Origin of the sequence: Streptomyces sp. T39, from assembly GCF_008042045.1 — a bacterium.
GTDB lineage: Bacteria > Actinomycetota > Actinomycetes > Streptomycetales > Streptomycetaceae > Streptomyces.
This window is the reverse complement of record NZ_RDBP01000012.1, coordinates 2,772,037-2,784,126: the sequence shown is the minus strand read 5'-3', so window position 1 is coordinate 2,784,126 and position 12,090 is coordinate 2,772,037. Positions and strand designations below refer to the sequence as shown.

General features: G+C 72.8%; 10 protein-coding genes. 2 read left to right on the top strand and 8 right to left on the bottom strand.

Translation table 11 applies throughout. The annotated features are described in order from the left end of the window. Both EAO77_RS13685 and EAO77_RS13680 read right to left on the bottom strand, forming a co-directional pair. The coding region (locus EAO77_RS13685; RefSeq protein ID WP_261993892.1) for an MMPL family transporter at window positions 1-2,356 on the bottom strand (2,356 nt) is incomplete at its 3' end. A 194-nt stretch (window positions 2,357-2,550) separates the two neighbouring features. Next, window positions 2,551-4,644 (bottom strand): phosphocholine-specific phospholipase C, encoded by a 2,094-nt coding sequence (locus EAO77_RS13680; protein WP_147989118.1) that lies wholly within the window; start codon window positions 4,642-4,644, stop codon window positions 2,551-2,553. A 262-nt stretch (window positions 4,645-4,906) separates the two neighbouring features. Between EAO77_RS13680 and EAO77_RS13675 the strand changes: the two genes are divergently transcribed. Continuing rightward, window positions 4,907-5,806 (top strand): hypothetical protein, encoded by a 900-nt coding sequence (locus EAO77_RS13675; RefSeq protein ID WP_315986091.1) that lies wholly within the window; start codon window positions 4,907-4,909, stop codon window positions 5,804-5,806. A gap of 641 nt (window positions 5,807-6,447) precedes the next feature. Here EAO77_RS13675 and EAO77_RS13670 read toward each other — a convergent pair. From EAO77_RS13670 to gatC, 6 genes are all read right to left on the bottom strand, one after another. Further along, a complete protein-coding gene (locus tag EAO77_RS13670) occupies window positions 6,448-6,729 on the bottom strand; it encodes a hypothetical protein (RefSeq protein ID WP_147988266.1) in 282 nt (93 codons plus the stop codon). Between the two features lie 432 nt (window positions 6,730-7,161). Then, window positions 7,162-7,896, bottom strand: a complete 735-nt coding sequence (locus tag EAO77_RS13665) for a dienelactone hydrolase family protein (RefSeq protein WP_147988265.1) — start codon at window positions 7,894-7,896, stop codon at window positions 7,162-7,164. A gap of 439 nt (window positions 7,897-8,335) precedes the next feature. After that, window positions 8,336-9,844, bottom strand: a complete 1,509-nt coding sequence (gene gatB / locus EAO77_RS13655; protein WP_147988263.1) for an Asp-tRNA(Asn)/Glu-tRNA(Gln) amidotransferase subunit GatB — start codon at window positions 9,842-9,844, stop codon at window positions 8,336-8,338. A gap of 16 nt (window positions 9,845-9,860) precedes the next feature. Next, window positions 9,861-10,103, bottom strand: coding sequence for a hypothetical protein (locus tag EAO77_RS13650; RefSeq protein WP_147988262.1), 243 nt, complete (start codon window positions 10,101-10,103; stop codon window positions 9,861-9,863). Next, a complete protein-coding gene (gene gatA, locus EAO77_RS13645; RefSeq protein WP_147988261.1) occupies window positions 10,100-11,596 on the bottom strand; it encodes an Asp-tRNA(Asn)/Glu-tRNA(Gln) amidotransferase subunit GatA in 1,497 nt (498 codons plus the stop codon). Before gatA ends, EAO77_RS13650 begins: the two co-directional genes overlap by 4 nt. 5 nt (window positions 11,597-11,601) lie before the next feature. After that, window positions 11,602-11,898, bottom strand: coding sequence for an Asp-tRNA(Asn)/Glu-tRNA(Gln) amidotransferase subunit GatC (gatC, locus tag EAO77_RS13640; protein ID WP_005311569.1), 297 nt, complete (start codon window positions 11,896-11,898; stop codon window positions 11,602-11,604). Window positions 11,899-11,988: 90 nt separating this feature from the next. Here gatC and EAO77_RS13635 point away from each other — a divergent pair. Beyond that, window positions 11,989-12,090, top strand: a 102-nt coding sequence (locus EAO77_RS13635; protein ID WP_147989117.1) for an aspartyl/glutamyl-tRNA amidotransferase subunit C, incomplete at its 3' end; no start/stop codon positions are given.

The following is a 12,090-nucleotide window of genomic DNA, read 5'->3' as shown; positions in this document are numbered from 1 at the left end:
GCTGTGAGTAATGCCACGAAACGGGCAAACGATCATAGTTGACTGCGACAGTGTCCGTACAGGTCATGCGTTTCTTTGCGGGCTGTTCCCGGTCAAAGATCCACGCACCACTCAGGGAGCAGGTCCGTTGGCAGCTATCGCGCGCTGGTGTGTCGCCCACCGCCTCGTCGCGGCTCTGCTGGGCCGGGATGGCGTGGCCGGCGGTCCCGCGGCCCGCGGGACGCTCGATGCTGATGCGGGGCAGCAGCCGGTCCAGTCCGCGCGGCAGCCACCAGTTCGCCCCGCCGAGCAGGTGCATCAGCGCCGGCACCAGCAGGGTGCGCAGGACGAACGCGTCCAGGGCGACGGCGGCCGCGAGACCGATGCCGAACATGGCGATGACACGGTCGCCGCTGAGGACGAAGGCGAGGAAGACCGAGATCATGATCACGGCCGCCGAGTTGATGACCCGGCTGGTCTCGGCGAGGCCGACGCGGACCGCGCGCCGGTTGTCCCCCGTCTCCAGCCACTCCTCGTACATCCGGCTGACCAGGAACACCTGGTAGTCCATGGAGAGCCCGAAGAGGACCGAGACCATGATCACCGGGAGGAACGGCTCGATGGGGCCGCCGCGTCCCAGGCCGAGCGGTTCGCTGCCCCAGCCCCACTGGAAGATCGCGACGACCACGCCGAAGGCGGCCGCCACCGCGGCAACGTTCATCACGGCGGCCTTCAGGGGGATGCCGACCGAGCGGAACGCGAGGAGCAGCAGCAGGCAGCCGAGGGTGATGACGACGCCCACGAAGAGCGGCAGTTTGCCGACGATCACACCGGCGAAGTCGTCGTAGCTCGCGGTGATGCCGCCGACGTACGCCTGGAGCGAGGTGCCCTGCTCGGCTGCGGGCAGGACGTCCTCGCGCAGCCGGTCGACCAGTTCGCTCGTCTCGCGGGACTGCGGCGAGGAGTCCGGCACGACGGTCAGCACGGCGGTGTCGCCGCTGCCGTTGTGGACGACCGGGCCGGCCGAGGCCACGCCGTCCGTGGTCGCCAGCGTCCGCGCCAGGCGGTCCACGGCGATCTGGTCGTCGGCGCCGTCGAGGGTGGCGACGACCGTCAGCGGGCCGTTGACGCCGGGGCCGAAGCCGTCGGCGAGGAGGTCGTAGGCCTGGCGGGTGGTGGCGCCGGCGGGTCCGTTGCCCTGGTCGGAGGTGCCGAGGTGCAGGGAGAGGGTGGGCAGGGCGAGCACCAGCATGACGACGGCGGCGACGGCGCCGAGCAGCTTCGGGTGGCGCTCGACGAACGCGGACCAGCGGGCGGCGAACCCGGTCGGCAGCTCGGGCCGGGGCCCGTGCTCGGCGAGCCGGCGCCGCTCGCGGCGGCTGAGCGCCCGCGGGCCGATGAAGGAGAGCAGCGCCGGGAGCAGCGTGACGGAGGCGGCCACGGTGAGGACCACGGTCAGGGAGGCGGCGATGGCGACGCCGTTGAGGAAGTCCAGGCGCAGGATCAGCATGCCGAGCAGGGCGATGCAGACGGTGGCCCCGGCGAAGACGACGGCCCGTCCGGTGGTGGCCACGGCCTCGCGCGCGGCCTCGGCGACCGGCAGCCCTCGTTTGAGGCCGCCGCGGTGTCTGGTGACGATGAACAGGGCGTAGTCGATGCCCACGCCGAGGCCGATCAGCAGGCCCAGCATGGGCGCGAAGTCGGCGACGGTCATCACGTGGCCCAGGAGCACGATCCCGGCGTACGCGGTGCCGACGGAGACCAGGGCGGTGACGATGGGCAGCAGGCTGGCGGCCAGGGAGCCGAAGGCGAGGAACAGCACCACGGCGGCGACGGCGACACCGACGATCTCGGCGACGTGCCCGCCGGATGCCTCGGTCAGGGCGGTCACGGTGCCGCCCATCTCGACGCGCAGGCCGTCGCCCGCGGCGGACTTCGCGGTCTCGACGACGGCCCGGGCCTGGCCGGCGGGGATGTCGTCGGCCTGGGCCTCGAACGCGACGACGGCGTAGGCGGTACGGCCGTCCGCGCTGATCCGCCCCGCGCCCTCGTCCCCGTAGGGGCCGGTGACCGCGGCGACGCCGTCCAGGGCGGCGACCTCGTCGAGCATCGCCGTGACGTGCCGCTCGGTGGCGGGCGAGCGGACGCTGCCGTCGTCGGTGTGCCACACGATGGTGTCGCTGTCGCCGCCGAGGCCGTGGAAGCCCTCACGGAGGAGGGCGGCGGCCCGGCCGGACTCGGTGCCGTGGGCGTCGTAGTCGTTGGAGTAGGCCGAGCCGGCCGCGACCGCGCCGGCGGCGGTGCCGCCGAGGGCGAGGAGCCAGAGCAGGACGACGACGAGGCGGTGGGCGACACACCAGCGCGCGATAGCTGCCAACGGACCTGCTCCCTGAGTGGTGCGTGGATCTTTGACCGGGAACAGCCCGCAAAGAAACGCATGACCTGTACGGACACTGTCGCAGTCAACTATGATCGTTTGCCCGTTTCGTGGCATTACTCACAGCGGTGCGCGGAAGCCGGATGATCACAGGATCCGGCTTCCGCGCACCGTCGGCGCCGCTGGGCGGGCGGTCAGCCGGAGACGCCGGCGCGGCCGTTCTCGATCCGCCCCATCAGCCGGCGCCGGAAGCCCTCGTCACCGTCGGCGGTCACCTCCAGGTCGTACCAGCCGTGTGCGTCCGAGGCCGAGTGCACGACGGTACGGGCGCGGCCGGGACGGACCGTCACCCTGCGCGTCCAGCCGTGCAGATCTGCCTCGTCGGCATAGCCGAGCGGGCGGACCGTGAAGGTCAGCGGGGTGCTGCCGTCGTTGCGCAGGGTGAGGTGCAGGTCGCGGTCGCGGGGATCGACGCGCGAGACCACCTGGGCGCCCCCGCCCCGCCGGCCCGCGAACTCCCGCCGGAAGCCGCCGGGTCCGGTGATCGTGAAGCGGTAGGCGTCACCGCCGAGCGGCACGGTCCAGAGCGCCTCGCCCTTCACGTCCCGGTGCTGGGGCACGGTGAACTCCCCTGCGTACGGATAGAGGGCGAAGTGCGCGCTCGCCCGGCCCGTGTTGCGCAGCGTCACCATGACCGCGTCCCCGTCGGCTCTGGCGTGGGCATCGGGCTGGTACGGCAGCGGGCGGGAGGGGCGGGTGCCCGGTTCCTGGACGGGCATCCGCTGCTCCGCCGGCGGCACCGGTCGCCAGCGGCCGGTGAACGGCGGCACGGGCCCGGGCTGCTCCACGGCGGGCTGCCGCCTGCCGCGGGTGAAGTCGAAGGCGGACGTCAGGTCGCCCGTGACGGTGCGCCGCCAGCGGGTGATGTTGGGTTCGGCGACCCCGGTCCACTTCTCCAGCAGCCGGATCACCGAGGTGTGGTCGAAGACCTCGGAGCACACGTACCCCCCGACGGACCACGGGGAGACGACGAGCATCGGCACCCGGATGCCGAGGCCGGTGGGCAGCCCCTGCCAGCGCTCCTCGGTGTCCCCGGCCGGCGGGACCGGCGGCGGCACATGGTCGAAGAAGCCGTCGTTCTCGTCGTAGTTGATCAGCAGCACGGTGTGCCGCCACACCTCCGGGTGCGAGGCGAGCGCGTCCAGGATCCGGTAGACGAGGGACGCGGAGGCGATCGGCGACGAGGAGCCCGGGTGCTCGGAGTCGACCGCGGAGGGCACCAGGTAGGACACCTCCGGCAGGGTCCCCGCGGCCACGTCGGCCCGGAAGGCGTCCGCGAGGCCGCCCGTGGGGACGCGGCGCAGCCCGCGCTCGAACAGCGAGCGCTCGGCCGGCGTCAGCTCGGCGACGCCCCGGTCGAGCGCGGCGAGCAGCCGCTCGCGCTCCGCGGCGTCGGCGGTGGTGCGCACCTTCGCGTAGAAGGCCTCCATGTAGGTGACGTCGCCCACCCGGGCCAGCGCCTTGCGGGCGATCTGCTTGAAGGTGGTGAAGAACTCGATGTTGTTGTCGGTGAAGTTCTCCCACTCGGTGTACGTCCGCCAGCTGCGGCCCGCCTTCTCCAGGCGTTCCGCGTAGGTGGGCCAGGGATAGCCGGGATGGGTGCCCTCCGCGTACGCGGCGTTCGTCACCGCCCGGCTGCCGTCGGCCTCGTAGCCGGTCCAGCCGCTCCACAGGTGGTTGCGGTTGGGGCTGGTGGAGGTGTGCGTGGAGGAGTGGTAGGCGTCGCAGACGGTGAAGGTGTCGGCGAGCTCGTAGTGCAGGGGAAGGTCGCGGCGGTCGTAGTACGCCATGGTCGCGGCGGTCTTCGCGGAGACCCACCCGTCCATCCAGCCGTCGTGCCACGCCTTGGCGCCGCCGCTCCAGGAGTGGTCGAGGTCGCCGATGTACTGGAGGTCCTTGCGCTGGGCCTGTGCGGCGTCCCGGACGGGGAAGGGCAGCACCGGGCCGGCGGGGCCCGGCTGCTCGAACACCGTGCCGCCCGAGGGCAGTTCCACGGCGTTGCGGTCACCGAAGCCGCGGACCCCGCGCAGGGCGCCGAAGTAGTGGTCGAACGAACGATTCTCCTGCATCAGGATCACGACGTGCCGCACGGACTCCAGTCCGCCCCGCGGCGGCTCGGCGGCGAGCGCCGCCCGGAGCGAGGGCGGCAGCAGGGAACCGGCCGCGGCCGTGCCGAGCGCCCCTCCCCCGAGTGCGAGCATCCTTCTGCGTGAGAGTTCCGGTGACATGCGCGACCTCTTCGTCGACGGCCAGTGGGGCGGCTGCGGTCCATCGGTGGACACGGCCGGGACGGTACTGAGCACGGGCGGCCCCGAGAAGTCCCGGTGACGTCTTCGCCGTGAACGTCCATGCGCCCCGTGCCGGGAGTCCAAGCGAGATCCGGCCACCGCCGACGGGCCGGCCTGCGCGGCGGCACCCGGCTGGGGCCCGAATCGGCCGCCGTCGCCAGTACGCCCCGGAGTGTCGGCGCCGGCTGGCACGATGGCCGGCATGGACTACAGGGGGCCCCACGGGACGGCACCGGCGCCGGCGGAGGCAGCGGAGTACGCCCGCGCGCTGTACGACACACCCGGGCCGTATCTCGGCCGCGCCCCGGCGGCCGTACTGGTGCACGAACCCGGGGCGTCGCTCGCACGGCGGCGCGAGGCCCTGTGGCAGGTCTACGGGCCGATCGTGGCCCGGCTCGGCGAACCGACGCTGTACGGCGGCTCGTCGCGGGGCCCCAGCGTCCGCTGGCGCGACAGCCGCAGGACCGTCCTGCTCTCCGGCGACCGGGACACCGTCGGGCTCTCCGTCCACGACACGGCGGCGCTGGAGGGCGAGGAGGACCGCACGTTCGCGTGGAGCGGCGCCTGGCGGGCCGACGACCCGCTCGGCACCGGCGAGATGCCGTACCTCTGGCAGCTGGACCGCGGCGGTCCGGGTGAGTCCCCCGCCGGCCGTCCGCGCTGCCGCCCCGCGACGACCCTCGACGACTTCCGGGCCCGGCTCGGGATGCTCCTCGCGGCGTGGGTGGAGCAGCTGCCGGTCCAGGTGGGCTCCGACTGGGCGTCGTTCCGGCTGACCAGCACCGCCGACCGCGGCCGCCAGCTCCTGGTGTCCTACAGCATCGAGGACGGGCTGCACGCCTCGGTCGACGACCGGGACGGCCCCGACGGGGAGGACAGGGCGCGGGCGATGCACGCCCGCGGCTGGCAGTTCCGCGACCGCGGCTGGTGGCAGACGGAGTTCACCGCCCCCGACCGGGCGGAGGCGGCCGCGCTGGCGGAGCTGGTCGTCTCCGAACTGTGGTCCCGCGGCACGCACGACCCGGAGGAGCTGCGTGCCCGGGACGTCAGCTGCAAGGACCGCGGCGAGATGTGGCTGCCGGGGCTGGGCATCCGCCAGTGACCCCGGCRGCCACATCTCGCCGCGGTCCTTGCAGCTGACGTCCCGGGCACGCACGACCCGGAGGAGCTGCGTGCCGCGGGACCACAGTTCGGAGACGACCAGCTCCGCCAGCGCGGCCGCCTCCGCCCGGTCGGGGGCGGTGAACTCCGTCTGCCACCAGCCGCGGTCGCGGAACTGCCAGCCGCGGGCGTGCATCGCCCGCGCCCTGTCCTCCCCGTCGGGGCCGTCCCGGTCGTCGACCCCCGCGGGTCGGGGCCGGGGGGCCGCCCGCGGGTCGGGGCCGGGGGGCCGGCGGGTCGGGACGGGCGCGCGACCGGCGCCCGCCGCTCCGTCGACGAGGGGTCGTGCCCGACCCCGGGCACCGGCGGCGGAGCCTCCGCAGAGGGCGTGCCGGACACCGGACGGCCTCCGCGGGCCGTCCCGCAGGAGCCGCGGGGCCGGTGGTCGGAAGCCCGTGGCACCGGTGCACCCCCGACGCCCCGGCAGGCCCCGGAGGGCGGCCGGGCGCCGGGGCCCGAGCCTCCGCAGGAGCCGCTGGGCCGGGCGGGGCCCCCGGCGCCGGTGGGCAGAGGCCCCCGCGCCACCGGTGGGCCCACCGATGCCCGCAGGGCGGCCGGGCGCCGGTGCCGGCGCCCGGAAGCTCAGGAACCCAGCAGGCCCGTGACCGGGGCGAGCTGGCTCGTGAGCGGGTCGAGGTCGTGGGGGATGCCCGCGAGACGGTTGAGGCCGTTGAGCTGCTGGGAGGGGGTGGGCAGCTCGTCACGGTGCTCGGGGGCCACCGAGCCGGTCGCCAGCGAGTCGATTTCGTGGGTCACCGAGAGCGCCCCGGCGTCGGAGTGGGCCGCGCTCGCGGCGGGGGCCGCGAGGGCCGTGGCGCCCGCGGCGAGCGCGACGGCGGCGAGTACACGCTGTGCTGTGATCATGCCGTGAGCAACGGCCCCGCCCCTGATCGGTCACGGCCCCCGGCCCCCGCTCACCCGTGCGGTGCCGCCCCCGGCACCGTCCCGGGGGCGCATGCCCGGCCGGGCCGCCGAGGGGCGGGCAGGCCGACCCGGAGACCGCCGCGGCCCGTGCAGTTGCCTCAGGGCTGCATGGCCGGAGGCAGCCCGGCTCCGACCTTCGGCAGTCCGGCTGTGTTCACGAGAACCGAACCGACGGCACGTGTCACGAGTTTGGGCAGCACTCGGGGCTCTGCAGAAAGCGAACAGCTCAGGACTGCAGGCAGCACAGGCCCCTGCCGAGAATGCAGCAGGGGCCCGCGGTTCAGAGAGCTGCGGAGGGCCGGTACCTGTCCTCGATGAGCGGCATGCCCGCCGACATCGGCTACCGCATGCCGCTGGTCCGACGGCCCGGCCTCACTTCAGATGCCGGGAGAAGAACTGGGCCGCAACGTCCCCCGCGAACTGCGGGACGCCGGTGTGCCCTCCCATGTTGGCGTGCAGCGATTTCTCCTTGGAGCCGAAGGCGTCGAACAGGTCCAGGGCCGCCTGCCGGTCGTTCCCTTCGTCGTCCCACTGCAGCAGGACGTGCAGCGGAATGGTGACCTGCCGGGCCTCCTCGAAGAGGGCACGAGGCACGAGACTCCCGGCGAACAGAACGGCAGCCGAGATGCGCGGCTCGACCACCGCCAGCCGGGTCCCGATGGAGATCACTCCCCCCGAGTACCCGACCGGGCCACCGATCTCGGGCAGCGACAGGAGGGCGTCGAGGGCGACCTGCCATTCCGGGACCGCCTTGTCGACCAGCGGGAGGACGAGGGCGTCGACGATCTTGTCGCTGACCGGCTCGCCGGCCTCCATCGCCCGGCGCAGGTCGGCGCGGGCCTGCTCGGCGGCGGGCAGGCGGGGCCGGTCGCCGCTTCCGGGGAGCTCGATGGTGGCCGTGGCGAAGCCCTCCGCCGCGGAATGCCGGGCCCGGGCCACCAGTCGGGGGTACATCCTGCGAAGCCCGAGGGGAGGGTGGCCGAGCAGGATCAGCGGCGCCGGTGCGGCCGCGGATCCTGGCAACCACAGGATGCCGGGGATCTCACCGAGGGTGAATGCGCGTTCGAGGACGCCGTCGTCGAGGCGCTGCTCGGAAGTGACGTGCATGGTCGTGCCTTTCGGGAGTGCACTGGAACGGCGCTCCCGGACGACCTGTCCATCGCCCGACCGTGACCCCGGAGGGGAGCACCCATGTCGATACTGCGTTCACGGGTACCACCTCCTCGATCTCTCGCACGGCCTCCGGGAACGTAGCAGCGGTCGCCCTCGTCCGCCAACGGGTTCTTGCGGCGGCTCCGTGGCGCCGCCGCAGAGCCGCCGGCCGGGAAGTGGGGTGCACCGTCGCCGCGTCCACCAGCTCAGCGGTGAACACCTTCGTCGCAATCCCGATCCGCACCCGCCGGCCCGCGCCCCACCCCGTCACACGCGGGGCAACGACCTCCGCAGTTCAAAGGCAACCGCATGGGCCGCCGCGGCCCCTCACGCGCCGAGGGGGCGGCACGCACCCCTGAGGTGCGTGCCGCCCCCTCGGGCGGTCCTGCGGGGCTCAGCCCTCGACGCCGAGACGCTCCAGGATGAGCTCCTTGACGCGCGCCGCGTCCGCCTGGCCGCGCGTGGTCTTCATGACCGCGCCGACCAGGGCGCCGACCGCCGCGACCTTGCCGCCGCGGATCTTGTCGGCGATCGCCGCGTTGCCCGCGATCGCCTCGTCGACGGCCGCGCCGAGCGCGCCCTCGTCCGAGACGACCTTCAGGCCGCGCTTCTCCACGACCGTGTCCGGGTCGCCCTCGCCGGCGAGGACGCCTTCGATGACCTGGCGGGCCAGCTTGTCGTTGAGGTCACCGGCCGCCACGAGCGCCGTCACCCGGGCGACCTGCGCCGGGGTGATGGCGAGCGCGGCGAGGTCGACGCCCTGCTCGTTGGCGCTGCGCGCCAGCTCGCCCATCCACCACTTGCGGGCCGAGCCCGCGTCCGCGCCGGCCTCGACGGTGGCGACGATCAGGTCGACCGCGCCCGCGTTGAGGATCGACTGCATGTCGTGCTCGGAGACGCCCCACTCCTCGCGGAGACGGTTGCGGCGCACCCGCGGCAGCTCGGGCAGCGTGGCACGCAGCTCCTCGACCCACTCGCGCGACGGCGCGACCGGGACCAGGTCGGGCTCGGGGAAGTAGCGGTAGTCCTCCGCCTCCTCCTTGATCCGGCCGGACGTCGTGGAGCCGTCGTCCTCGTGGAAGTGACGGGTCTCCTGCACGATGGTGCCGCCCGAGGAGAGCACCGCGGCGTGCCGCTGGATCTCGAAACGGGCCGCACGCTCGACGCTGCGCAGCGAGTTGACGTTCTTCGTCTCGGAGCGGGTGCCGAACTTCTCGGTGCCGTTGGGCCGCAGCGACAGGTTCACGTCGCAGCGCATCTGGCCCATCTCCATCCGGGCCTCGGAGACCCCGAGGGCCCGGATCAGCTCGCGCAGCTCGGCCACGTACGCCTTGGCGACCTCGGGGGCGCGCGCGCCGGCGCCGGTGATCGGCTTGGTGACGATCTCGATCAGCGGGATGCCGGCGCGGTTGTAGTCGAGCAGCGAGTGCGAGGCCCCGTGGATGCGGCCGGTGGCACCGCCGACGTGGGTCGACTTGCCGGTGTCCTCCTCCATGTGGGCGCGCTCGATCTCCACGCGGAAGATCTCGCCGTCCTCCAGCTGGACGTCCAGGTAGCCGTTGAAGGCGATCGGCTCGTCGTACTGGGAGGTCTGGAAGTTCTTCGGCATGTCCGGATAGAAGTAGTTCTTCCGGGCGAAACGGCACCACTCGGCGATCTCGCAGTGCAGCGCGAGGCCGATCTTGACGGCCGACTCGACGCCGACCGCGTTGACGACGGGGAGCGAGCCGGGCATGCCGAGGCACGTCGGGCAGGTCTGCGAGTTGGGCTCGGCGCCCAGCTCCGTGGAGCACCCGCAGAACATCTTGGTCTTGGTGCCGAGCTCGACATGGACCTCCAGGCCCATGACGGGGTCGTAGGACGCGAGGGCGTCCTCGTACGACACCAGTTCAGTGACGGTCACGATGAAACTTTCCCTCTCAGCCCAGCAGAACGTCGTCGTCGCCGAGCCGCTTCAGCTCGCGGTAGAGGATGGCCAGGCCGGTGACGATCGCGGCGGCCGACACGGCGGCGTCGGCAAGACGCAGGAAGTCGTTGTCGTTGCGGGCCAGCTTCGCCTGCTTCGCGACGCTGATCGCGCCGAACGCGGTGCTGGCCAGCGAGACGTACAGACCGGTCTTGGACTTCTTGAAGTTCTTGGCCTTCTTTGCCATGGCGCTCATAGCGACGGTGCCTCCTCGATCAGCGGGTGACCCCAGCGTTCCACGAAGGCGGCCTCGACGGCGGCACCGACCTTGTACAGCCGGTCGTCCTTCATGGCCGGGGCGATGATCTGCAGGCCGACGGGCAGGCCGTCCTCCGGTGCGAGACCGCACGGGAGGGACATGGCCGCGTTGCCGGCGAGGTTGGTCGGAATGGTGCACAGGTCCGCGAGGTACATCGCCATCGGGTCGTCGGCGCGCTCGCCGATCGGGAAGGCGGTGGTCGGGGTCGTCGGGGAGACGATCACGTCGACCTGCTCGAACGCCTTCTCGAAGTCCCGGGTGATGAGCGTGCGGACCTTCTGCGCGGAACCGTAGTACGCGTCGTAGTAGCCGGAGCTGAGCGCGTAGGTGCCGAGCATGATGCGGCGCTTGACCTCGGGGCCGAAGCCGGCCTCGCGGGTGAGCGCGGTGACGTCCTCGGCGGACTTCGTGCCGTCGTCGCCGACCCGCAGGCCGTAGCGCATGGCGTCGAAACGCGCGAGGTTCGAGGAGCACTCGGACGGCGCGATGAGGTAGTACGCCGCGAGTGCCAGGTCGAAGGACGGGCAGTCCAGCTCGACGATCTCGGCGCCGAGCTCCTTCAGCAGCTCGACGGACTCGTCGAAGCGCTGCACGACGCCGGCCTGGTAGCCCTCGCCGCGGAACTGCTTGACGACACCGACGCGCATGCCGGTGACGGAGCCGTTGCGGGCGGCCTCGACGACCGGCGGGACCGGGGCGTCGATGGACGTCGAGTCGAGCGGGTCGTGCCCGGCGATGACCTCGTGCAGCAGAGCCGCGTCGAGGACCGTGCGGGCACAGGGGCCGCCCTGGTCGAGGCTGGAGCTGAACGCCACCATGCCGTAGCGGGAGACCGCGCCGTACGTCGGCTTCACGCCCACGGTCGCCGTGACGGCGGCGGGCTGGCGGATGGAACCGCCGGTGTCCGTGCCGATGGCGAGCGGGGCCTGGAAGGAGGCGAGCGCGGCGGAGGAGCCGCCGCCGGAGCCGCCGGGGATGCGGGTCAGGTCCCAGGGGTTGCCCGTGGGGCCGTAGGCGCTGTTCTCCGTCGAGGACCCCATGGCGAACTCGTCCATGTTGGTCTTGCCGAGGATGACGACGTCGGCGGCCTTGAGGCGCTTCGTCAGCGTCGCGTCGTACGGCGGGATCCAGCCCTCGAGGATCTTCGAGCCGACGGTGGTCGGCACGCCCTCGGTGGTGAAGATGTCCTTCAGCGCGAGCGGCACGCCGGCGAGCGGTCCGAGCTTCTCGCCCCGCTCCCGCTTCTCGTCGACGGCGCGGGCCTGCGCGAGCGCGCCCTCGCGGTCGACGTGCAGGAAGGCGTGCACCTTCTCGTCGACGGCCTCGATGCGGGCCAGGTGGGCCTCGGCGACCTCGACGGCCGTGAGCTCGCCCGAGGCGATCCGCGCGGCGGTCTCGGCGGCGGTGAGCTTGATGATGCTGTCCGACATGATGATTAGTCCTCCCCCAGGATCTGCGGCACCTTGAAACGCTGCTGCTCCTGTGCCGGGGCGCCGGAGAGCGCCTGCTCGGGGGTGAGCGACGGACGGACCTCGTCCGCGCGCATGACGTTGGTCAGCGGCAGCGGGTGGGAGGTGGGCGGAACGTCTTGGTCGGCGACCTCGGAGACGCGGGCGACCGCGCCGATGATGTCGTCGAGCTGTCCGGCGAAGTGCTCCAGCTCTTCACCGGAAAGCTCCAGGCGCGCCAGCCGGGCGAGGTGGGCGACCTCCTCGCGCGTGATGCCAGGCATGCAGCGATCCTCAGGGGTGAGTGTGATGTGGTTTCGGCCCCAATCCTATGGGGCCGAAACCACATCACACTCACCCCTGAGGATCGCTGCATGCCTGGCATCACGCGCGAGGAGGTCGCCCACCTCGCCCGGCTGGCGCGCCTGGAGCTTTCCGGTGAAGAGCTGGAGCACTTCGCCGGACAGCTCGACGAC

Excerpts from the sequence above, each read along its gene's own strand:
- EAO77_RS13665 (WP_147988265.1), bottom strand. The coding sequence starts at position 7,896 with ATGCACGTCACTTCCGAGCAGCGCCTCGACGACGGCGTCCTCGAACGC.
- gatA (WP_147988261.1), bottom strand. The coding sequence starts at position 11,596 with ATGTCGGACAGCATCATCAAGCTCACCGCCGCCGAGACCGCCGCGCGG.
- EAO77_RS13675 (WP_315986091.1), top strand. The coding sequence starts at position 4,907 with ATGGACTACAGGGGGCCCCACGGGACGGCACCGGCGCCGGCGGAGGCA.
- gatC (WP_005311569.1), bottom strand. The coding sequence starts at position 11,898 with ATGCCTGGCATCACGCGCGAGGAGGTCGCCCACCTCGCCCGGCTGGCG.
- EAO77_RS13670 (WP_147988266.1), bottom strand. The coding sequence starts at position 6,729 with ATGATCACAGCACAGCGTGTACTCGCCGCCGTCGCGCTCGCCGCGGGC.
- EAO77_RS13650 (WP_147988262.1), bottom strand. The coding sequence starts at position 10,103 with ATGAGCGCCATGGCAAAGAAGGCCAAGAACTTCAAGAAGTCCAAGACC.
- EAO77_RS13680 (WP_147989118.1), bottom strand. The coding sequence starts at position 4,644 with ATGTCACCGGAACTCTCACGCAGAAGGATGCTCGCACTCGGGGGAGGG.